Annotated in this window: 19 protein-coding genes and 1 tRNA gene; 19 read left to right on the forward strand and 1 reads right to left on the reverse strand. The window is 39.3% G+C overall.

Going from position 1 to position 22002, the window contains the following annotated elements; all coding sequences use genetic code 11:
- Window positions 1–9: 9 nt before the first annotated feature.
- The 15 genes from spoVG to RST01_RS15675 all read left to right on the forward strand — a co-directional run bounded on the left by spoVG (window position 10) and on the right by RST01_RS15675 (window position 14866).
- A complete protein-coding gene (spoVG, locus tag RST01_RS15605) occupies window positions 10–300 on the forward strand; it encodes a septation regulator SpoVG (protein ID WP_147198260.1) in 291 nt (96 codons plus the stop codon).
- A 301-nt stretch (window positions 301–601) separates the two neighbouring features.
- On the forward strand, window positions 602–1966 hold the full coding sequence (gene glmU, locus RST01_RS15610) for a bifunctional UDP-N-acetylglucosamine diphosphorylase/glucosamine-1-phosphate N-acetyltransferase GlmU (RefSeq protein ID WP_147198262.1): 1365 nt from the start codon (window positions 602–604) through the stop codon (window positions 1964–1966).
- A 24-nt stretch (window positions 1967–1990) separates the two neighbouring features.
- Window positions 1991–2950, forward strand: coding sequence for a ribose-phosphate diphosphokinase (locus RST01_RS15615; protein ID WP_066791297.1), 960 nt, complete (start codon window positions 1991–1993; stop codon window positions 2948–2950).
- A gap of 130 nt (window positions 2951–3080) precedes the next feature.
- Window positions 3081–3695: a 50S ribosomal protein L25/general stress protein Ctc gene (locus RST01_RS15620; RefSeq protein WP_147198264.1), complete on the forward strand. Its 615-nt coding sequence runs from the start codon at window positions 3081–3083 to the stop codon at window positions 3693–3695.
- Between the two features lie 304 nt (window positions 3696–3999).
- Window positions 4000–4557 (forward strand): aminoacyl-tRNA hydrolase, encoded by a 558-nt coding sequence (gene pth / locus RST01_RS15625; RefSeq protein WP_147198266.1) that lies wholly within the window; start codon window positions 4000–4002, stop codon window positions 4555–4557.
- Window positions 4558–4615: 58 nt separating this feature from the next.
- Window positions 4616–4843, forward strand: coding sequence for an anti-sigma-F factor Fin family protein (locus tag RST01_RS15630; protein WP_066791303.1), 228 nt, complete (start codon window positions 4616–4618; stop codon window positions 4841–4843).
- A 79-nt stretch (window positions 4844–4922) separates the two neighbouring features.
- Window positions 4923–8444 carry a transcription-repair coupling factor gene (mfd, locus tag RST01_RS15635; protein ID WP_147198268.1) on the forward strand — a complete coding sequence of 1174 codons (3522 nt, stop codon included), beginning with the start codon at window positions 4923–4925 and terminating at the stop codon, window positions 8442–8444.
- Between the two features lie 91 nt (window positions 8445–8535).
- On the forward strand, window positions 8536–9072 hold the full coding sequence (gene spoVT, locus RST01_RS15640; protein ID WP_066791307.1) for a stage V sporulation protein T: 537 nt from the start codon (window positions 8536–8538) through the stop codon (window positions 9070–9072).
- Window positions 9073–9192: 120 nt separating this feature from the next.
- Window positions 9193–10845: a putative polysaccharide biosynthesis protein gene (locus tag RST01_RS15645; RefSeq protein ID WP_244946739.1), complete on the forward strand. Its 1653-nt coding sequence runs from the start codon at window positions 9193–9195 to the stop codon at window positions 10843–10845.
- Between the two features lie 102 nt (window positions 10846–10947).
- Window positions 10948–12417 (forward strand): bifunctional methyltransferase/pyrophosphohydrolase YabN, encoded by a 1470-nt coding sequence (gene yabN / locus RST01_RS15650; protein ID WP_147198270.1) that lies wholly within the window; start codon window positions 10948–10950, stop codon window positions 12415–12417.
- A gap of 2 nt (window positions 12418–12419) precedes the next feature.
- Window positions 12420–12710 carry an RNA-binding S4 domain-containing protein gene (locus RST01_RS15655; RefSeq protein WP_066791312.1) on the forward strand — a complete coding sequence of 97 codons (291 nt, stop codon included), beginning with the start codon at window positions 12420–12422 and terminating at the stop codon, window positions 12708–12710.
- 303 nt (window positions 12711–13013) lie between these two features.
- Window positions 13014–13313, forward strand: coding sequence for a YabP/YqfC family sporulation protein (locus tag RST01_RS15660; protein WP_066792039.1), 300 nt, complete (start codon window positions 13014–13016; stop codon window positions 13311–13313).
- Window positions 13310–13768 (forward strand): spore cortex biosynthesis protein YabQ, encoded by a 459-nt coding sequence (gene yabQ, locus RST01_RS15665; RefSeq protein WP_147198272.1) that lies wholly within the window; start codon window positions 13310–13312, stop codon window positions 13766–13768. The genes RST01_RS15660 and yabQ overlap by 4 nt, the downstream gene beginning before the upstream one ends.
- 129 nt (window positions 13769–13897) lie before the next feature.
- Window positions 13898–14314 carry an FtsB family cell division protein gene (locus tag RST01_RS15670; protein ID WP_066791314.1) on the forward strand — a complete coding sequence of 139 codons (417 nt, stop codon included), beginning with the start codon at window positions 13898–13900 and terminating at the stop codon, window positions 14312–14314.
- 111 nt (window positions 14315–14425) lie between these two features.
- On the forward strand, window positions 14426–14866 hold the full coding sequence (locus RST01_RS15675) for a S1 domain-containing RNA-binding protein (protein ID WP_066791315.1): 441 nt from the start codon (window positions 14426–14428) through the stop codon (window positions 14864–14866).
- 222 nt (window positions 14867–15088) lie between these two features.
- On the opposite strand, the gene RST01_RS15680 is transcribed toward RST01_RS15675, so the two are convergent.
- A tRNA-Met gene (locus RST01_RS15680) sits at window positions 15089–15162 on the reverse strand.
- Window positions 15163–15351: 189 nt separating this feature from the next.
- Here RST01_RS15680 and RST01_RS15685 point away from each other — a divergent pair.
- The 4 genes from RST01_RS15685 to ftsH all read left to right on the forward strand — a co-directional run bounded on the left by RST01_RS15685 (window position 15352) and on the right by ftsH (window position 21939).
- Window positions 15352–17751, forward strand: a complete 2400-nt coding sequence (locus RST01_RS15685) for a SpoIIE family protein phosphatase (RefSeq protein WP_147198274.1) — start codon at window positions 15352–15354, stop codon at window positions 17749–17751.
- Between the two features lie 15 nt (window positions 17752–17766).
- A complete protein-coding gene (gene tilS, locus RST01_RS15690; RefSeq protein ID WP_147198276.1) occupies window positions 17767–19182 on the forward strand; it encodes a tRNA lysidine(34) synthetase TilS in 1416 nt (471 codons plus the stop codon).
- Between the two features lie 84 nt (window positions 19183–19266).
- Window positions 19267–19809 (forward strand): hypoxanthine phosphoribosyltransferase, encoded by a 543-nt coding sequence (gene hpt, locus RST01_RS15695; RefSeq protein ID WP_066791321.1) that lies wholly within the window; start codon window positions 19267–19269, stop codon window positions 19807–19809.
- A gap of 129 nt (window positions 19810–19938) precedes the next feature.
- A complete protein-coding gene (ftsH, locus tag RST01_RS15700; RefSeq protein WP_147198278.1) occupies window positions 19939–21939 on the forward strand; it encodes an ATP-dependent zinc metalloprotease FtsH in 2001 nt (666 codons plus the stop codon).
- The last annotated feature ends 63 nt before the right edge of the window (window positions 21940–22002 follow it).

Genomic DNA, 22002 nt, shown 5'->3' on the forward strand with positions numbered 1-22002 from the left:
GGTGAGAAAATGGAAGTAACTGATGTAAGACTTCGCCGTGTAGAGACTGATGGCCGCATGCGCGCCATTGCTTCCATCACACTGGACAACGAATTCGTTGTGCATGATATACGTGTGATTGATGGGAATGCTGGATTATTTGTAGCGATGCCAAGCAAAAGAACGCCAGACGGAGAGTTCCGAGATATTGCCCATCCAATCAATTCTGGCACACGATCTAAGATTCAAGAATCTGTATTGCATGCTTATGCCAATAGCCACGAAGATGAATTTTTGGTGCTAGAGGAAGAGAAAGTTTAATAGCGAAAGAAGCCAAGGGCCAATTCTTATTGAATAGGCTCTTTTTTATGTTGAAATTTCCTTTTATGTAAGGATTATTAATCTAACCTGCATATATAGTCTATTACCACATATTTCTCTTAATAAAACCTCCCATAATAGAATTAAAAGAGTTATGATAAAGAGGAAGAACTTTTTAGAAAAAGAATTATATAATAAATGGTTTCTTAATGATTTGTCAAGTCGTAATGTCTTGAAAATATGTTAAGTTTGCTTTATAGTCAAAAGAGAAAAAATCTGTTTGACTGGAGGACTTGTAAGTATGACCAATATTTATGCCGTAATCTTGGCTGCTGGCCAAGGCACACGTATGAAGTCCAATTTATATAAAGTTCTTCATCCTGTTTGCGGAAAACCAATGGTAGAGCATGTGGTAGATAATATTCAACAGTTGGATGCCAGCCGTATCGTTACAGTGGTAGGACACGGTGCAGAAAAAGTGCAAGAACAATTAAATGATCGCAGTGAATATGTTCTGCAAAAAGAGCAGCTTGGCACTGCGCATGCTGTTCAACAAACAGAATCTTTGCTTCAAGATTTAGATGGCACAACGCTGGTAATTTGTGGTGATACACCACTTATACGTCCAGAAACAATGAAAGCTCTCTATGAACATCATGAAGCAAATAAAGCAAAAGCGACAATTTTGACAGCTATAGCTGAAGACCCTACAGGTTATGGACGTATTTTACGTAGCAGCGATGGCAAGGTTGCACAGATTGTTGAGCAAAAAGACGCAACAAAAGAACAACAAGAAGTGACGGAAATCAATACAGGCACATATTGTTTTGATAATAAAGCGCTTTTTGAAGCTTTGAAAGAAGTAAAAAATGACAATGCACAAGGCGAATATTATTTGCCAGATGTGATTGAAATCTTACAAAGTCGCGGAGAAATTGTAGAAGCTTACGTGACTAAAGAATTTTCGGAAACACTAGGTGTTAATGATCGAGTAGCATTAGCACAAGCTGAAAGAATTATGCAATCTCGCATTAATAAGAAACATATGCAAAATGGTGTAACAATCATTAATCCAGACAATACTTATATTAGTGCTGAAGCTGTAATAGGCCGTGATACGGTGATTCAACCAGGAACGATGATTGAAGGCCCTTCTACTATTGGCGAAAATTGTCTTATTGGGTTGAATAGCCAAATCCGAAATAGCCAAATAGGCAACCGTACAAAGATTGATCATTCTGTCATAGAAGACAGTCGGATTGATGATGATGTAGCAGTTGGCCCTTATGCACACATTCGTCCTGCAACGCACATTATGGATCGCGCTAAAGTCGGCAACTTTGTCGAATTGAAAAAGACAACGCTTGGCGAAGGAAGCAAGGCATCGCATCTTACATATCTAGGCGATTCCACAATCGGCGCAGATGTAAATATTGGATGCGGTACTATTACAGTCAACTATGATGGCAAAAATAAATACGAGACGATTATTGAAGACAATGCATTTGTTGGCTGCAACGCCAATTTAATCGCACCGGTTACTGTCGGCAAGAATGCATTTGTTGCTGCAGGTTCAACCATTACGAAAAATGTACCAGAAAACGCCCTTGCTATAGGACGTACAAGACAAGAGAACAAAGAAAACTATGTTAACAAATTAAAATAATTAAAACATTAACAGGAGGCCAACATGCCGTATCAATATGCTAACTCAAATTTAAAAATCTTTTCATTAAATTCAAATGAACCACTTGCTGCTGCAATCGCAAAAGAAGTAGGTGTAGAGTTAGGGAAATGTTCAGTCAAACACTTTAGCGATGGAGAAATCCAAATCAATATTGAGGAAAGCATTCGTGGGAACGATGTGTTTATCGTTCAATCTACTTCAGCGCCAGTAAACGAAAACTTAATGGAATTGTTGATTATGATTGATGCGTTGAAACGTGCTTCTGCTCGCACAGTTAACGTCGTAATGCCTTATTACGGATATGCACGCCAAGACCGTAAAGCGCGTTCACGTGAACCTATTACGGCAAAATTAGTGGCTAATCTATTAGAAACAGCAGGCGCAACACGCGTACTTGTTCTTGATTTGCACGCACCACAAATCCAAGGCTTCTTTGATATTTTAATTGACCACTTAATGGGTGTTCCTCTATTAGCGGATTACTTCAAGAAAAAAGGCTTTAATCCTGAAGACGTAGTTGTTGTTTCACCAGATCACGGTGGAGTAACACGAGCTCGTAAAATGGCAGAGCGTTTAAAAACACCAATTGCCATTATCGATAAACGCCGTCCAAAGCCAAATGTAGCAGAAGTGATGAACATTGTAGGGAATGTAGAAGGAAAAATCTGCATTTTAATCGACGACATTATTGATACAGCAGGCACAATTACAATTGGTGCGGAAGCACTTGTCAAAAGCGGCGCTAAAGAAGTGTATGCATGTTGTACGCATCCTGTTCTTTCAGGTCCTGCAATTGACCGCATCGAAAATTCAGTAATCAAAGAATTAGTTGTAACCAATTCAATTCAGTTGCCAGAAGAAAAGAAAATTCCAAAAATCAAAGAATTATCTGTTGCGACATTGTTGGCAGATGCAATCGTACGCATTTATGAGAATAAATCTGTAAGTAAATTATTTGATTAATGTTTCGTAGTCTTTCCATCCACATCCTATAGCTTAGGATGTGGATTTTTGTATTTAATGGGTTTCGTTTATTTTTTGTAAGGGTATATACATAAAGCATTAGTTATTTTGAGGAAGGGGACGAAAATCTATGAGCACTGTCATTCAAGCGAATTCACGTGAAACCGGACATCACTCCAATCTTACAAATCTTAGAAAAGAAGGGTATGTCCCAGGCGTAGTTTATGGCTTCCAAGTAGAATCAACACCCATTGCCGTTAGTGCAAGAGAACTCGAAAAAACATTAAGAGAAGACGGACGCAACGCCGTCATTACATTAGAAGTAGAAGACAAAAATGTTCAAGCCGTTCTAAATGATATCCAAAAGGATAATTTAAAGGGCGATTATCTCCATATCGACTTTTTAGCTGTCAACATGTCTGATGCATTAGAAGTAGCTGTTCCGATTACGGTCGTTGGAGAATCCACAGGCGTTAAAGAGGGCGGTGTCTTGCAACAGCCAAATCGTGAGCTGACATTAAATGTGAAGCCTTCTGATATACCTGAGAGCATCGAAGTAGATATTTCAGGGTTAGCCATTGGCGATACAATTACAATTAATGATATTCGGGATCAAGTCGAATTTGAGATTGTCGATGATGATGAATTAACACTTGTGACAATTTCAGCACCAGTTTCAGCGGCTGAGCTAGAAACAGACACAGAAACAGAAGAACCTGTTGCAGATAATGGAGCAGATGAATAATATATACTATTAACCTTGTGCTTTCTTAATTGAAGGCGCAAGGTTTTTTGAATTTAGGGATCAGAGAATATTTAATATATTTTCGTTGCCATATATGAAATAGTAATGATTTATTTTTGCTATTAATAGTATGCAACAAAAAAACTGCTTTCTCTTCGTGCTTATTGTACTTTTAAACTTGGTAAGGTATTTATATATGCTAATATAACCTGTTTCTGTTATATTGGATTAAAGTGAATGAACCGCATCAAATAATGTTTATGTGATAAAATAACTGGGATTAGTAGTAAAGGAAGATGCAAAAATGAAACTTGTGATTGGCCTAGGTAACCCAGGCAAAGAATATGAACATACGCTCCATAACGTTGGTTTTGATACGATTGATTTATTAGCGGAAAAATGGGGTATATCATTAAATCAACAAAAATTTAATGCAATTTATGGAACTGCACATCTTCCAGAAGGAAAAGTAATGGTGATGAAGCCACTTACTTACATGAACCTTTCTGGTGAAGCGGTGCGTCCTTTAATGGATTATTTTGATATTGAGCTGGAAGACATTGTGGTCATCTATGATGATTTAGATTTAGAAAAGGGAAAATTGCGTTTGCGTCAAAAGGGTAGCGCAGGTGGCCATAACGGCATAAAGTCGTTAATCCAACACCTAGGCACACAAAATTTTAATCGTATTCGTATAGGAATTGATCGTCCACCTGTAGGAATGAAGGTAGTCAATTATGTTCTAAGCCACTATCAAAAAGAAGATTTGCCGACTATGGAAGATGCATTTAAAAATGCCGCAGAAGCTTGTAATTATTGGTTGACGAAGCCTTTTGTTGAAGTCATGAATAAGTTCAACTAATTCTTCAAGCATAAAAAACTGAAAGCTGTCTATACTTTTACTAAAGGGAGGCATGCTTATGGCTATTCGTTACAAATGTCGTCATTGCAGTACGGAGATTGGTGTATTACCATTTGATTCTGATGATAGTATTCGCAAACTGCATCAACTAAATGAAAAAGATGCCCAAGAATTTATCCGTCATGAGCAAAATGGCGATACGACCGTAGATAGTATATGTGAACACTGTGAAGATTCGCTAAAGAAATTCCCGAATTATCATGCATTAAAAAATTGGTTACAGTGAAACGCTTTGGCGCTTTTTGCGTCCAAGGCCTTTTTCTGTATGTACTATAAATAAAGTCCGAGAGAGAAGGGAGATTTGTATGGAAATTTTGCGTCATCTATTGACTAGCGATCCGCAAGTACAAAAATTATTAGATGAAATAAAGAAGGGACAGGGAGCAGAGCTGGTAACGGGTCTGTCGGGCAGCGCGCGTCCCGCATTTTTAGATACAATATTTTATACTCTGCAAAAGCCGCTTTACATAATTTCGCCAAACTTGTTGCAAGCGCAAAAAATGTATGATGATTTGGCTAAACTGATAGGAGAGGATATGGTCCATTACTATCCAGCTGACGAATTTATTGCTGCTGATATGGCCACATCCAGTCCAGAGCTCAGAGCAGCACGTATTGAAACATTGGATCATATGATTCATCAACAAAAAGGAGTATATGTCATTCCTATAGCTGGTATGCGTAAAATAATGGCTCCGAAAGAAGTATGGATGAATTTAAATTTAACTGCCAAGCTTGGTGAAGAAATCGATGTAGAAGAATGGTTGAACCAATTAGTGACAATGGGGTATTCAAGAAGCCAAATGGTCACCTCTCCTGGTGAATTTGCACTGAGAGGTGGTATTTTAGATATTTATCCTCCTTATTCTGAAAATCCTGTTCGCATCGAGTTATTTGATACAGAAGTTGATTCTATTCGCACATTCTCAGCAGATGACCAACGTTCTATTAATAAACTAAAGGATATACATCTCTTACCTGCGACAGAATTTGTTGTGACAAAGAATCAAAGACAGCAATTCGCACAAAGGCTGGAAAGTGCATTAAGTGAGAGTTTAAAAAAGGTAAAGAAAAAAGAGATACAAGAACAATTATATCAAAATGTTCAAATGGATATAGAATTGCTTCAGCAAGGTGAGTTGCCGGAGTTTGCTAATCGTTACGGATCTCTGTTATATGAAAAACCTGCATTCTTGGGCGACTATTTTGCGAAAGATGGGCTTGTTGTATATGACGAGTACGGAAGAATCCAAGAAGTAATGGAAGCTTGGGAAAAAGAAGAGAAAGAGTGGTTCATTTCCCTTATAGAAGAAGGAAAAATGGTGCATGCGGTAAAGCCATCTTATTCAATGAAAGAGGTCTCGGCTATGATTCAATTGCCAATACTTTACTTCTCATTGTTTGCCAGGAATTTTTCTGGCGTACGTTTCCGAGATATCACTAGCCTTTCTTGCAAGCCGATGCAGCATTTTCATGGACAAATGCCGCTGTTAAAAGGAGAAATTGAGCGTTGGCAGCGTGAAAAATTTACAGTACTGTTTATGGCGGAAGATGGAAGTCGTCTACCAACTATCCAGACCACTTTAGAAGATTACGATATTCATATACAAATTGGAACGCCTGAGGCAGAAGGCATTTTTGCAATTACGGGTAATCTTTCCGCAGGCTTTGAACTACCCATGCAACGTGTGGCAGTAGTGACAGAAGAAGAGCTGTTTAAACAAAAGCCTAAAAAGAAAAGAAACCGTGCTCAAAAAATGTCCAATGCAGAGCGGATTAAAAGTTATACAGAAATCAAGTCTGGCGATTATGTGGTCCATGTGCATCATGGGATCGGCAAATATGTAGGAATTGAAACGCTAGATGTGGGGGGCAAACATAAGGATTATCTCCATATCCGTTATCGTGCAGACGATAAATTGTATGTGCCTGTCGATCAAATTGATTTAATTCAAAAGTATATTGGTTCAGAAGATAAAGAAGTGAAACTCCATAAGCTTGGAGGTACAGAGTGGGGCAAAACGAAAACAAAAGTATCGAGAGCTGTCCAAGATATCGCTGATGATCTGATCAAGCTTTATGCTAAGCGTGAAGCAGAAAAAGGATTTGCCTTCTCTCCAGATGGAGATGAGCAACGAGCATTTGAAGAAGCATTCCAGTACGAGGAAACAGAGGATCAACTACGGACGATTCAAGAAGTGAAAATAGATATGGAAAAAGAAAGGCCAATGGACCGCTTAGTATGCGGAGATGTGGGTTATGGCAAAACAGAAGTAGCCATACGGGCTGCATTTAAAGCTGTACTAGACGGCAAGCAAGTAGCCTTTTTGGTCCCAACTACTATTTTGGCTCAGCAGCATTATGAAACGTTGCTAGAGAGATTCCAAGACTATCCTGTTACAATCGGCGTACTCAACCGTTTTCGTTCTCGTAAGCAGCAAAATGAAACTATCAGCGGACTGCAAGCTGGTACGGTAGATATCGTAGTAGGCACACACCGCCTTTTATCAAAAGATGTCGTGTATAAGGATTTAGGTTTATTAGTTGTCGATGAAGAACAACGATTCGGTGTAACACATAAAGAGAAAATTAAAAAATTACAAACAAAAGTAGATGTATTAACATTAACAGCAACACCAATTCCCCGCACACTGCACATGTCGATGGTCGGAGTACGCGATTTATCTGTAATTGAGACACCACCAGCTGACCGCTTCCCTGTTCAAACGTATGTAATGGAACATAACGGTGCACTTGTGAGAGAAGCGATTGAACGCGAATTAGCACGTGATGGGCAAGTATTCTATCTGCACAACCGTGTAGAAGATATTGCGAAAAAGGTTGAAGAGATTCAAATGCTTGTGCCTGATGCAAGGGTCGGCTCTGCCCATGGCAGAATGACTGAAAGAGATCTAGAAAACGTCATTTTAAAATTCCTTGAAGGTGAGTACGATGTATTAGTCACGACCACCATCATTGAGACAGGTATTGATATTCCAAATGTTAACACACTGATTATTAATGACGCTGACCGTATGGGGCTGTCGCAGCTGTATCAATTAAGAGGGCGTGTCGGTAGGTCTAGCCGTGTGGCGTATGCCTATTTCATGTATCAACGCGATAAAGTCTTAACAGAAGTGGCAGAACAACGGCTACAGGCAGTAAAAGAATTTACAGAGCTTGGCTCCGGTTTTAAAATTGCGATGCGCGATTTATCTATCCGCGGAGCAGGTAACTTGCTTGGTGCACAACAGCATGGCTTTATTGATTCAGTTGGATTTGATTTGTATTCACAAATGTTAGAAGAAGCGATTACTGAGCGGCAAACAGGCGTGAAAAAGGAAGAAGAAAAGGATATCGAAATCATTATTCCATTTGATGCATATATTCCAGATACTTATATACCTGATGGCTATCAAAAAATCCAAATGTATAAACGCATAAAGAGTATGGATGAAGAAGAAGACTACTCTGAGATTATTGATGAGCTGCAAGACCGATTCGGAGATTTCCCAGTTGAAACGGAACGCTTGCTGCGTATTGGCCGTATGAAGGTATGGGCGAAACAAGCAGGAGTAGAATCAATCAAAACGAAAAATAAAATCATCACGATTGAAATCTCGGAAGAAGGCACTGCCAAGCTAGATGGAGGCAAAGTTGTAGCCGAATCAATGGTATTTGGTCGGGCTGTAGGCTTCCAATTGGAAGGACAAAAATTACTTTTAACAATAGATGAAAAGAAAGCAGAAGCAAAATCAACGTTTGACATATTAGAAGCTTTGCTGAAATTATTGCCAACAGCACTCCGTGAAAAGACGGAGGCATAGAACTAATAATTGTTATGTATAAATTTCCCTTTATAAGGCCAAACTACCGACAAGACTATTTATGAAATCTTGTCGAAAGTGAGGCATTCGAATGAAGGCAACAGGCATTGTACGACGGATCGATGATTTAGGGCGCGTAGTCATTCCAAAAGAAATAAGAAGGACTTTGCGTATCCGGGAGGGAGATCCTTTAGAAATTTTTACTGATCGTGAAGGCGAAATTATACTTAAAAAATATTCACCTATTAATGAACTAGGTGATTTTGCACTTTCTTATGTAGATACATTATTTGAAACATTAGGTACGAGTGCTTTGGTTAGCGATAGAGATCAGGTAATTGCTGCTGCAGGTGTTTCAAAAAAGGATTATTTGCATCGTGCCATTTCTCCTTTTGCAGAAGAACGTATTCTACAAAGGAATTTGATTGTAGAGAAGCATGAAAGTTCGATTGAAATTGTCCCTGGACAAATAGAACAGATCAAATCATATTGTATTGCACCGATTGTTGTAGCAGGAGATGCCATTGGCGCAGTTTATATTTTATCTAAAATGCACTTTATTGGTGATACGGAACAAAAGGTCGCAGAAACAGCGGCACACTTCCTAGCGAAGCAAATGGAAGGATAGAGAACGGTAACAGACTGCTTATATAAGCAGTCTGTTTTTTTGTAAGGCAATCCAGGTGTATCTCCTTACACAATTTACACATATGCTATACTTTGGTAGTAAAAAGAGTTTGTTTTAGAAATGAGTGAGAAATATATGCCTGAAAAGTGGGGTATGAAGGTATATTTAAAGGGCGTGGCAATGCTAACGGTGGCCTCTCTTTTTGTGAAAGTACTGAGTATGGTGTACCGTATTCCTTTTCAAAACCTAGTAGGAGACCGAGGATTTTATATTTACCAGCAGGTCTATCCTTTTGCTGCTATATTTGTCACTTGGACTTCAAGCGGACTAGCTGTAGCTATTTCAAAAATACTGGCAGATGAAGATGCCAATAAACATACGAGTGAGCGCAATGCAATATTGCGATTTTTATTTAGCGTTTTAGCTGTGATATCTGCTCTTTTATTTATAGTACTATTTTTTGGCGCTCCTTTTTTTGCAAAGATGATGGGAGATCAAGAGCTATCCGGATTAATAAAAGTAGCTTCATTTGTTGTATTTTGTATTCCATTTCTTTCAATATACAAAGGATTCTTTCAATCAATGGGGAACATGCAGCCGGTTGCCTATGCGCAAATGGTAGAGCAGGCTGTAAGAGTAGCAATCATTATTGTAGGTACTTGGCAAGTTGTTGCTATGACACATTCGCTATATGCAGCTGGCGAAGTGGCAATGGGGGGGACGGTAGCCGGTGAACTGGCAGGTGTTTTTCTGTTAGTTTGGTTTGGAAGGAAATACTTTTTCTCTCATGAAGGCTTAAAGAGTACTACTATCCAATCATTGAATAAATGGGCAATGACCAAAAAGCTTTTGCTTTTCAGCTTCAGTGTCAGCTTGAGCAGTTTGATGCTGCTGCTGTTTCAACTAGTTGATTCATTTACTATTTTCAGTGCGTTACAAAAAATGGGCTTACCTTCTTTACAGGCGATGGAAACTAAGGGGATTTATGATCGAAGTCAACCGCTCGTACAAGTAGGATTGGTGATTGCTTCCTCACTTTCACTCGCTATTGTGCCGTTGATTGCCCATAACCAAAAAAACAGGGAGCATGCTAAACGATATATCAAAATCACCTATCGTGCCTCTCTTTTATTTGGTGTAGCGGCTGCTGTCGGATTAATTCTAGTGATGCCAAATATAAATAAAACATTATTTGAAACAGCCGATTTATCGAATGTATTATCGATTTTTATCATTCAAATTATATGGCTTTCACTCATATTGACCATTACAGGGATACTACAAGGGTTAGGTAAATTAAAAATACCCTCGTTTATTTTATTGATGGGTATTTTGGTGAAATGTTTATGTAACTCTTTATTTGTACAAACATTCGGGATAGGAGGGGCGGCTATTGCAGGAAATATGGGCTTAATGATGTCAGCTATAGTGCTAGTTGCTTATTTAAAAAGGTTACAAACTATAAAACTGGCTCCATGGCGTTTCTACAAAGGCTTGACGGTAGCCACCCTTCTTATGGCGTTTGTCCTTGTGTTATTCTCTGTCTTTTTAGAACCTTATGCTAGAAATTTCTCTGATGGAAGAACGATGGCTTTATGTCTAACGATCATAAAATCATCGATTGGTGCTTTCATCTTTCTGACTACGTTAGCAAAAATGCGTACACTAGCAGTTCGAGAATGGTTCCTATTGCCTCTAGGAAAATACATGGCCGCCTACCAACTCCGGTTGGGAAGAATGGGGAAAGATACAGAAGAAAAGGTTCGACAATGATTTGTTAGCCTGCTACCAACTCGATATAATGAAAAATGAATTCACATAACATGCAGTATTTACAAATAAGAAAGAAGCGCAAGATTAAAGGAGAGAATGTGTATGCATCAACTGACTATAATAGGCTTAGGAGCGGGAGACTTTGAACAATTGCCAATGGGTGTCTATAAAGCACTCAAAGCAGCTAAAAAGGTGTATGTTCGAACAAATGATCACCCTGTACTAACAGAATTGGCTAAAGAGGGACTAACATTCGAAAGCTTTGATGCTGTGTATGAAAAACATGATGACTTTTTGCCTGTCTATCAAGAGATTGCTGATTCACTGCTTCAAGCAGCAGAGAAGAACGAGGTTATATATGCCGTGCCTGGCCATCCACTAGTTGCAGAAATGACAGTGCAGTTGCTGATCGAAGCAGAGAAAGAAGGAAAAGTAAGTCTCAAAATAGAAGGTGGTCAGAGCTTCTTGGATGCTGTGTTTGGCGCATTGCGAATTGATCCGATTGATGGCTTTGAATTAGTTGATGGCAGTACATTTTCAATACATGAGACCAATATGTACAAGCACCTACTGATTGCACAAGTGTATGACCAATTCAGTGCATCAGAGGTAAAGTTAACTTTAATGGAGAAATATCCGGCTGAATATCTAGTAACCATTGTGACAGCTGCTGGATCGAAGGATGAACAATTGCGCACTGTTCCATTATTTGAACTCGATCATGGTGTTGAAGTAAATAACTTAACAACTGTTTATGTGCCACCTATTAAACGGAGAGAAGACGGTTTAAGAGAGTGGTCTACATTCCGCGATATTATTGGGGTGCTTAGAAGCCCTGAAGGATGTCCATGGGACCGTGCACAAACACACGAGAGCCTTAAAAAGTATATGCTGGAGGAAGTGCATGAGTTCCTTCAAGCAGTCGAGGAACAAGACGAAGACCATATGATTGAGGAGCTTGGCGATGTATTGTTACAGGTCTTCTTGCAAGCACAAATTGCAGAGGATGAAGGTTTCTGGAATCTAGAGGACGTTCTTCAGGGGGTTGCTTCTAAAATGATTCGCCGCCATCCGCATGTTTTTGGCGAAGTGAAAGTAGATAATGCGGAAGACGTAGTGAAGAACTGGGAAGAAATCAAAAAGGAAGAGCATCAGCCTACGAAAACAGAACCACTTTTAAAAGAAGGGTATCGTGCAACCTCTTCACTGCAAACTGCATATAACTATCAAAAAATTGCCGCTAAGGTAGGCTTTGAATGGCCAGACGTTGAGGGAGCATGGGCGAAGGCAAAAGAAGAGTGGGAAGAATTCCAAGAGGAAATCAAAGATGGTACAGATGAAACAAGGCTCGATGAGTTCGGCGATGTGCTTTCTACGCTTGTTAATTTAGCACGCGTCTATAAGATCCCAGCAGAAGAAGCGATGATCCATGCAAACGCAAAATTTGCAAAAAGGTTTGGTTATGTAGAGCAAAAGGTAATGGCTGGACGAAAGGATTTTAAAAAGTACACACTTGAGGAATTAGATGAATTTTGGGAAGAAGCAAAACAATTACAAAGTAAGGAGTCATAGATATGAGATTAGATAAATTTTTGAAAAACTCTCGGCTGATCAAACGCCGTACATTAGCAAAAGAAGTAGCAGATCAAGGACGTATTACTATCAATGGAAAAGTGGTAAAAGCAAGCAGCCCCGTAAAAGTGGGCGATGAATTAGCGATTCGTTTCGGCCAAAAAATCGTGACTGTTCGCGTGGAGGAACTAAAAGATATCGTCCGCAAAGAAGAGGCTGCAAATATGTTTACCATTTTGAAAGAAGAAAAAGTAGAGAAAATTGAGCCAGAATTTATTGATGACGAAGAGTAGCAACTAACAAAAAATCAAAATAGAGTCGAAGTGGAAATAACGTAGACTGCTGAGGAATAGCACGATGCTTGTCCTTAGAAAGTTTAATGTTTCCACTTCTTTTCAAAATTAAATCAGTAAACAACTCCCCATTTTATATCCCTCTCGTTTTCTTGCCCCATATCCTTTTCTACATACAATAAGTATTTACTTAGACCGGAATCATGCTCCCCTTTTTAAACCGTAGAGAATTTTCACTTTCCCCTCATATTCCTCTTTCTCCTAACATATAGATTAGTAGACAGGCTAAGGAGGGGAAAAATGATGACATTCCAACAAGAAAACGCGACTTATACTATTCCAACAGGAGACCACTTGCTAACGGTTCGAAATCGCAAGCGAATGGATGTGACATCTGTAAAATCGATTGAACGCTTTGACCAAGAGGAGTTTTTAGTACTCACCTCTCAAGGACATTTGCAAATTCGAGGAGAAGATTTAAGAATTGTCCATTTGGATGTAGATAAAGGACTTCTGACTTTAGAAGGGTCTGTGAAGACACTGCAATATGATGAAGAGGATAGCGGCATATCAAAAGGCATTTTGCATAAATTATTTGGATGACCGTTTCACAACAGTTCCTTAGTATAGCAGCACTCATAGCTAGTGGCGTTGTAGGGGCCGCAATTATTGATTTGGTACGATCTTTCAGCTTTTATGCCGCACCCAAATCGCTCTTGCGAAAAGGCTATATCCTATTTGAATTAACAGCATGGATTCTTTTAGGGATTGGAACATTCCTACTATTAATGGTTGTTCGAGATGGAGAATGGCATTTTGTAGATTTTCTTTCACAATTGCTGGGCTTTTGCCTGTACCAATTATTTCTGCAAAGCTTAGTTCGATTCTGTGGAAGACTGTTTGTCAGACTTGTCATCCATCCGATTTGGTTTATTATTCGCCTCATTATAGGCATAGTCCGACAAATCATTAGGATAATTGTTAAAATTGTTATGATTATTCTATTTCCGTTACGATTTGTTGTCGAAAAAATTAAAAATTTTACTCTTAAAAAATAGGGTAAAATTAGATATAATGGCATTAATGCTAAATGAAAGGGTATAGTTCCTTGTTTGAAGGAATTATACCCTCTTATGGGGAAGTTAGAAATCACCAAGTAAAGGAGGCTAGGGTTACCACCCGCTTATATGCAAAAACCATCGAAGCAAATGTACAAAAAAACTACACAAATGCCAACAGACTATGCAAGAGCAGAGATGCAAAAAAACAGCACACATCAAAAACGCAAGATTGGCTTATATCGTCGTCTTGGGGTTATGACACTTCTATTTGTTCTTATGGCTGGTTCCCTTTTCTTTATGTTGGCGAAACAAAAGCACACTCTCGCAGTGAAAGAACAACACAAAACGGAGCTACAGAAGACGCTTGCAAAGCAAAAAGAGAAGCAGGAAGATTTAAAAATTCAAATTGCTAAATTGAATGATGATGATTACATCGCAAAACTTGCAAGGAAGGATTTATTCTTATCGGAAGACGGAGAAATTATTTTTTCAACACCTAAATCGTCTGAAAAGGATAAGAAAAAAACAGATTCAAAAGAGTAGTCTTATTGACACTCTTTTTTTGTTGGCTATAATAAAGATAAGAATCAAAGAACACATATTTGAATATAAGACTAATAAGTCGCTTACATTTTAAGGAGGAGCATTTTTTTTATGTCAATTGAAGTAGGCAGCAAGGTACAAGGTAAAGTAACAGGAATCACAAATTTCGGAGCATTCGTAGAGCTGCCAAATGGCTCAACAGGTCTTGTTCATATTAGTGAGGTTGCTGACAACTATGTTAAAGACATTAATGACCATTTGAAAGTTGGAGAAATGGTCGAAGTAAAAGTAATGAATGTAGAAGCAGACGGTAAGATTGGTCTATCCATTCGCAAGGCAAAACCTCAACCTGAGCGACCAGAACGACCAGAACGTCCTCATCGCCCACGTAACAACAACCACCGTTCAAATGACCGTGGTGAACATCGCCAACCTAAGGAAAACTTTGAGCAAAAAATGGCTCGCTTCCTTAAAGACAGTGAAGATCGTCTTTCAACTTTGAAGCGTGCACAAGATTCAAAACGTGGTGGCCGAGGTGCAAGAAGAGGGTAACTTGCTGGCTATTTTAATCGTAGAAAAAGTGTATTAATCAATTTACTAATAAACGAAAGTGAAGCTTCACTCAGTAGGGAGACCTTCTACTGATGTTGGTGTCTTACTGTCCGTTCTTACGGCCGCCCTGAGATATTCATCCAGAGGCGGCCGCTTTTTATCTATAATTCTTTCGAAATACAAAAAAGAAGCCTTCCAATTGGAAGGCTTCTTTTTTTATGATGGCGGCCGAGGGGATCGAACCCCCGACCTTACGGGTATGAACCGTACGCTCTAGCCAGCTGAGCTAGGCCGCCGTGTTAGCAACATAATACATAATACAAGAATTGTTTTCACTATGTCAAGCGCTTTTTGTTTTATTTTTATAAACTATGTGATTTGCCGTCGAACGATTTTTTAAATATTGAACACAAACAGACAAAATTTACAGTCATATCCATGTATACTGGCAGAAATATATATAAGAATATTGGAGGTATGTCACGATGAGAAAAGAATTTATCCAATCAAATAAACTATCCATACCTAAAGTTTCGATCGGCCTGAAGCAGGCTTATCCGGTGCTTTTTGGGTTAGCGCTTTGCTTTTCTGCTTTTTTCTTATCCAAAGCAGTCCTATTTGAGGCGATTGTTCCCTTTTTCTTGCCTATTATGGCTGTTGTATATGCCAATCATCGAGATTACTTTATGTGGGCCCTTTTCGGAGGAATGCTTGGTAGTGTGACATTGGGCATTGGCGAGTCATTGATTCACATAGGTGAACTAACCATCTTTGTACTATTACTAAAGACGTTCATACGCAAAGTGCCAATTGCTTTCGTTGTAGGGATTTCCGTTTTGCTTATGCAAGTGACTTGGCAAATGATTTCTTATCACGGTGAGCCACCTTCCATGATTTTATTATATGTGGGATATGAGAGTATATTATCAATCTTTATGACTTTATTTTTAATGCAGTGTTTATTACCGATGCCTGCACTATGGAATGCTTCCTGGACATTGGAGCGGATTGGAGCTGCGCTGGTAGCCCTCGCTATAATGCTGACATCTACAAATAATATTGTGTTGAATATCCTGTCACCTACTTACATTGCCCTGCAACTAGTCATACTAGGAGCTGCCTATGTAGGGGGTGTGACATTATCAACCGCAATCGCTGTATTAATGGGTACGATTATCAGCTTGTCTCATTTATCCTTTAGTGGAATGATTGCAGTGTATGCATTGACTGGGCTTTGTGCAGGTATATGTAAGAAGGTGGGGAAATTCGGCATCATCATAGGCAGTGGTATTGCGACGGCATTTTTTATGCTCTACGATGCAACATTGCCGATTGACCAAACATATTGGATTGCGCTGGGTATCGCTGCATTATTGTTTTTAACTATACCAAAAAGCTGGCTCTCATATTGGCAGCAACAATTATATCCGAATCATGAGGATACCCTGTTAGAAAGACAGCGTTGGCTTACAGAAAAGGTAACTATGAAACTGACCAATTTTAATGACTTTGTGACATTTATGAAAGAACTTGTGAATGATCGTTTTAGCATAGTGGAGCAACAAGAAGAAGAAATAGAGGCAAGACCGCTGTCCCCATGTGAAACATGCTATCAATTTGAACGGTGCTGGGGGAAAAAAGAGGAAATGCGCTCGATAATGGAGCAGTGGCTCAAGGCAGATACCATTAATGATCACGGAGCAAAGAAGCAATCAGAAGATAAATTGCGCTACAAATGTGTACGCTCCCCATCCCTATTGAATGCTTTAGCAGAATACGTATCAAAGCAGCAGTTAAGCGGACAATTTCATCATGGAAAGAAGATGATTGCCTTACAATTAAGAGATATGTCGCTGCATATTGACCATGTAATGAAAGATATGACGAATGACGCTGTCTCTTTCCAACAGCATGAAGATTTGCTAGTGTCTCGCTTTAAAGAAATAGGAATTGATTTCTTCCAAATTGATATCTTGGCAAATGAACCGGGTAATAGGAAAGTAGTTTGCTGTATCCCTTTCAAAAAGGCTCAATGGGAAACAGACCAAATGGTAGCTGAAAGACTTATTTTACCTGCCTTACAGGATGTTTTTAAGGAGCCATTTGAAATTAACCAAACGATTAAAAAGACCAAACCCTATGCGCATTTGCAAATCACTTTTCAATCAGCTATTCGTTTTGATCTTTCGTATGATGTCTTATCTACATCTAGAGACAATACGATGTACTCTGGTGACTCACACGCAGTATTCTCGCTAAATCCGGGTCTTACAGCGATTATGCTGTCAGATGGAATGGGGCATAACAAGCAATCCCATAAAGAAAGCAGGAAGCTCATTCGCTTAATGCGGGAATGTTTGCATCATCAAATGTCTCCTGAAACGGCTATGCATACACTTCACTATGTGATGTCACTTAAACAGGAAGAAATGTATGCCACAATGGACTTTGCTTTAATTGACTTACAGCATGGCAAGTTGTGGTCTTGGAAAGCAGGCAGCATGGCAACTTACTTGGTAAGGGGGAGAGAGGTAACACGACTTGAAAGTGCCAGCGAACCATTTGGCATCTATACATCCTACTCAGTAGAAGCAGAGCAAAGGACACTTAAAGCAGGGGATATTATCTTTATGTGTACAGACGGACTTTTCTTTGAAGATATGCCATGGGAAAAACAAGAAAAAATGCTTCGCAATTGTCTTCTGCAACATAGAAGCTTGCCAATTAATGAAATATGTCCAGAAATTATGAGATCATTCCGCAATAATGACAAACCAGTCGATGATTGTACAATTGTTTGCGTTGAGATTCAGCATAAAACAGTTGATTGGTCATTATTTAAGCCAACTTTCCAAGAAACTTCACACAAAAGAGTGGTAAACTAACAGTGAGGTGAGAAAATGGCGCCGTTCGAAACGAAAGTAAAAGAGTATATTCAGCAATATGGGTTATGTCATAAGGAAGATCGATTGCTTGTAGCTTGTTCTGCTGGGGCAGATTCAATGGCTTTACTGCATTTTCTCTATCAAGAAAAAGAGAGACTGGGTGTTTCCGTTGCAGCTGTCCATGTCAACCATATGTTGAGAGGAAGCGAATCGGAAGAAGACCGCCGATTTGTAGAAAGCTTCTGCCAGGATAAAGGGATACCGGTCTATGCTGCCGATATCCCAATTCCCGCTATACTAGAAAAAGAAAGTGGCAATATGCAAGCGGTGTGCAGAAGAGAACGCTATGCCTACTTTAAAGAAGTCATGCAGGAAACAGAAAGCACAAAGCTTGTTGTAGCCCATCATGCAGATGATCAAATAGAAAGTGTGATTATGGCACTAACCAGAGGTTTATTAGAAGGCGGCATGCAAGGAATTAAACGGTGTCGCCCTTTTGCAAACGGCGAATTGATTCGTCCGTTTCTTTCTGTGACAAGAGAAGAAATAGTAGATTATCTACAAAGAAATCATCAAGGCTACAGGGAGGATTCAAGCAACAAGAAGGATTCTTATACACGCAATCGCATCAGGCACCATGTTGTACCACTCCTAAGAGCCGAAAATGAAAACATTGCAGAAGCTATTATGCATTACACAGAAAAAGTGCAAGAGGATGAACAATTATTACAAAGCTATGCAGAACAAGCATTACAAGAGCTATTAGTTGAAAAACAGCGTGATTTGTGGAAAATTAATATCAAAGCATTCCATAATCAACCCCTTGCTTTACAAAGAAGAATCATTCTACTACTATTAAAATATCTTTACGAAAATCCAAACATTGAACAAAGCTACACACTTAGCAATGCTATATTAAAACTGACACAATCAACAGATGGAAATGCAACAATTAATTTACCAAAAGGAGCCCTAGCAATACGGGAGTACGACCAGCTGTCGCTTGTAAAAGCACATAAGGAGACACCTGCATTAATTGCTAGAACATTGCCATTTGGCCAATGGATTGATTTGCCGAATGATTTGCGTATGTATATAGGGAAAGCAGACCATGCTGTTCCTACGAACACCACATCCTTCGCAAAATGCTACTTTGTAAATACTTCAGATTTTGCACTACCATTACATATTCGTGGCAGAATGGATGGCGACCGTATCGATTTGCTAGGAACAAATATAAAAAAACGAGTATCTCGCCTTTTTATAGATGAAAAGATTCCTGCGGCGTTAAGGGAGAATTGGCCAATTGTCACATCTGACGATAATTTGGTGCTTGCAGTTCCTGGTCTCCGCATGAGCAACTATCTTTCTACTAGCAAGCGGGCAGAAGATGATGCCCTATTCATCATCGACAAGAGAGTTCTTTCATAGAACCTAAAGGGAAATGAAGAATACTCTCGCCGGTTGAAATTTTCGCTTTACCATGTTGATTTACTACCAAGGAGGAAACACAAGATGCTTGAGAAAGACATTGAAAACGTATTAATTTCAGAGGAAGAGCTACAGCACAAAATTAAAGAACTTGGCGAATCGTTAGCTGCTGAGTACCAAGATGATTTTCCATTAATGATCTGCGTATTAAAGGGTGCTATGCCGTTTATGGCAGATTTAATCAAAAGAATGGATTCTTATGTTGAACTAGATTTCATGGATGTTACAAGCTACGGAAACGCAACTGTTTCTTCTGGTGAAGTAAAGATTGTGAAAGACTTAAATACAAGTGTGGAAGGCCGCGACATCATCATAGTAGAAGATATTATTGATAGTGGATTAACTTTAAGCTATTTGGTTGATTTGTTTAAGTACCGCAAAGCAAAATCAATAAAAATCGTAACATTATTGGATAAACCATCTGGACGCAAGGTAGATTTAAAAGCAGATTATGTTGGTTTTGAAGTGCCGGATGCATTTGTAGTCGGCTATGGTTTAGACTATGCAGAAAAATATCGTAATCTTCCATATATTGGTGTATTGAAGCCTGCTGTATATTCAAACTAAGACGTTTTCTCGCTGTAAACAAATTTTCCGGGAAACGTGCTAGATAAAAGGCTTTTCATTGTACTAACCAAAAGTTCATATGTTAAGATTTACTATAGTTTTTCTGTTTATCTTGTGAGGAGGCTGGGGATGAATCGAATATTTCGATACACCATATTTTATTTATTAATTTTCCTCGTGATCATTGGGATTTTTGGTACGTTTAATAATGCGAACCAACCTACAAAGGAAATACAGTATCACGAGTTCATTACAGCATTAGAGAACGGCAAGGTAACTGAGGCTACTATACAACCGGATCAGTTAGTTTATGTCGTCAAAGGGAAAATCGAGGGGTATAAAAAAGGCGAATCATTCGTAACAAATATCCCGCGTGATGACCAAGAGTTAATGAATGAAATTCGTAAAGAAGCTAAAACGAGTTCTAAAATTAACTTCTTAGGCGCACCAGAATCGAATGGATGGATACAGTTCTTTACCGGAATCATTCCATTTGTAGTCATCTTTATTCTGTTCTTCTTCTTGTTGAACCAAGCTCAAGGCGGCGGCAATCGCATGATGAGCTTTGGTAAAAGCAAAGCAAAACTTTATGATGACCAGAAGAAAAAAGTTCGCTTTACCGATGTAGCGGGTGCGGACGAAGAAAAACAAGAATTAGTAGAGGTTGTAGATTTCCTTAAAGACCATACTAAATTTGCTGAAATTGGCGCACGTATACCTAAAGGGATCTTATTAGTGGGCCCTCCTGGTACCGGTAAAACATTATTAGCTCGAGCTGTAGCAGGGGAAGCAGGCGTACCATTCTTCTCAATCAGTGGTTCTGATTTCGTCGAAATGTTCGTCGGTGTTGGTGCTTCTCGAGTACGTGATTTATTTGAAAACGCTAAGAAAAATGCTCCATGTATTATCTTTATTGATGAAATCGACGCAGTTGGTCGTCAACGTGGTGCTGGATTAGGCGGCGGTCATGATGAACGCGAACAAACGCTTAACCAATTGCTTGTTGAAATGGATGGCTTTGGCGCAAATGAAGGTATTATCATTATCGCCGCTACAAACCGCCCAGACATTTTAGACCCTGCCCTCTTACGTCCGGGTCGTTTTGACAGACAGATCACTGTCGGTCGTCCAGACGTCAAAGGCCGTGAAGCTGTACTTAAAGTACACGCTCGTAAAAAACCTTTAGATGAGTCAGTTGACTTGAAAGCTATCGCACAGCGTACACCAGGTTTCTCGGGCGCTGATTTAGAAAACTTATTGAACGAAGCTGCATTAGTGGCTGCACGTGAAAATAAGAAAAAAATTGATATGGGCGATATTGATGAAGCAACAGACCGCGTTATTGCTGGTGTTGCGAAAACAAGCCGTGTCATTTCTGAGAAAGAGCGCAATATTGTTGCATTCCATGAGGCCGGCCACGTTGTTGTTGGTTTAACATTGGATGAAGCAGAAAAAGTCCACAAAGTTACAATCGTGCCACGCGGTCAAGCAGGCGGATATGCAGTAATGCTACCAAAAGAAGACCGTTATTTCATGACAAAACCAGAGTTACTTGATAAAGTTGCCGGTTTACTTGGTGGACGTGTAGCAGAGGATATCGTCTTTGGCGAAGTATCTACCGGCGCACATAATGACTTCCAACGTGTAACAAGCATTGTACGGTCTATGGTTACTGAATATGGTATGAGCGATAAACTTGGCCAATTGCAATTTGGTTCAAGCCAGGGAGGCAACGTCTTCTTAGGTCGTGATATTAATTCTGAACAAAACTACTCAGATAAGATTGCATATGAAATTGACCAAGAGATGCAATTTATGGTTAAAGAACAATATGAACGAACAAAACAAATCTTAACAGAACGCCGTGACCTTCTAAATCTGATTGCTACTACTTTACTTGAAGTAGAAACGTTGGACGCTGAACAAATTGAGCACTTAGAAAAATACGGTAAGCTTCCTGAACGTTCATATGAAAGAAAAACACATCACGAAGCTGTTGTGGAAAGCAAAGAATCAACGGATGCTGATATCGTAACAGAAACAAAAGTGAATCCTTCAGGCAGTGGAGACCCTACTGTTTCTGATCTTCCAAAAAACGATAATCATACAAGCCGCAACGATAATATCTAGACAGTAAGCCATACTGTAAAGTAAAAAGCTGATCCCTTGCTAGAAGGTGGTCAGCTTTTTCTT

Origin of the sequence: Rummeliibacillus stabekisii (assembly GCF_007988965.1) — a bacterium.
Lineage (GTDB): Bacteria > Bacillota > Bacilli > Bacillales_A > Planococcaceae > Rummeliibacillus > Rummeliibacillus stabekisii.

Coding starts and splice junctions, on each gene's coding strand:
- spoVG (WP_147198260.1), top strand. CDS start 10: ATGGAAGTAACTGATGTAAGACTTCGCCGTGTAGAGACTGATGGCCGC.
- glmU (WP_147198262.1), top strand. CDS start 602: ATGACCAATATTTATGCCGTAATCTTGGCTGCTGGCCAAGGCACACGT.
- RST01_RS15615 (WP_066791297.1), top strand. CDS start 1,991: ATGCCGTATCAATATGCTAACTCAAATTTAAAAATCTTTTCATTAAAT.
- RST01_RS15620 (WP_147198264.1), top strand. CDS start 3,081: ATGAGCACTGTCATTCAAGCGAATTCACGTGAAACCGGACATCACTCC.
- pth (WP_147198266.1), top strand. CDS start 4,000: ATGAAACTTGTGATTGGCCTAGGTAACCCAGGCAAAGAATATGAACAT.
- RST01_RS15630 (WP_066791303.1), top strand. CDS start 4,616: ATGGCTATTCGTTACAAATGTCGTCATTGCAGTACGGAGATTGGTGTA.
- mfd (WP_147198268.1), top strand. CDS start 4,923: ATGGAAATTTTGCGTCATCTATTGACTAGCGATCCGCAAGTACAAAAA.
- spoVT (WP_066791307.1), top strand. CDS start 8,536: ATGAAGGCAACAGGCATTGTACGACGGATCGATGATTTAGGGCGCGTA.
- RST01_RS15645 (WP_244946739.1), top strand. CDS start 9,193: ATGAGTGAGAAATATATGCCTGAAAAGTGGGGTATGAAGGTATATTTA.
- yabN (WP_147198270.1), top strand. CDS start 10,948: ATGCATCAACTGACTATAATAGGCTTAGGAGCGGGAGACTTTGAACAA.
- RST01_RS15655 (WP_066791312.1), top strand. CDS start 12,420: ATGAGATTAGATAAATTTTTGAAAAACTCTCGGCTGATCAAACGCCGT.
- RST01_RS15660 (WP_066792039.1), top strand. CDS start 13,014: ATGACATTCCAACAAGAAAACGCGACTTATACTATTCCAACAGGAGAC.
- yabQ (WP_147198272.1), top strand. CDS start 13,310: ATGACCGTTTCACAACAGTTCCTTAGTATAGCAGCACTCATAGCTAGT.
- RST01_RS15670 (WP_066791314.1), top strand. CDS start 13,898: ATGCAAAAACCATCGAAGCAAATGTACAAAAAAACTACACAAATGCCA.
- RST01_RS15675 (WP_066791315.1), top strand. CDS start 14,426: ATGTCAATTGAAGTAGGCAGCAAGGTACAAGGTAAAGTAACAGGAATC.
- RST01_RS15685 (WP_147198274.1), top strand. CDS start 15,352: ATGAGAAAAGAATTTATCCAATCAAATAAACTATCCATACCTAAAGTT.
- tilS (WP_147198276.1), top strand. CDS start 17,767: ATGGCGCCGTTCGAAACGAAAGTAAAAGAGTATATTCAGCAATATGGG.
- hpt (WP_066791321.1), top strand. CDS start 19,267: ATGCTTGAGAAAGACATTGAAAACGTATTAATTTCAGAGGAAGAGCTA.
- ftsH (WP_147198278.1), top strand. CDS start 19,939: ATGAATCGAATATTTCGATACACCATATTTTATTTATTAATTTTCCTC.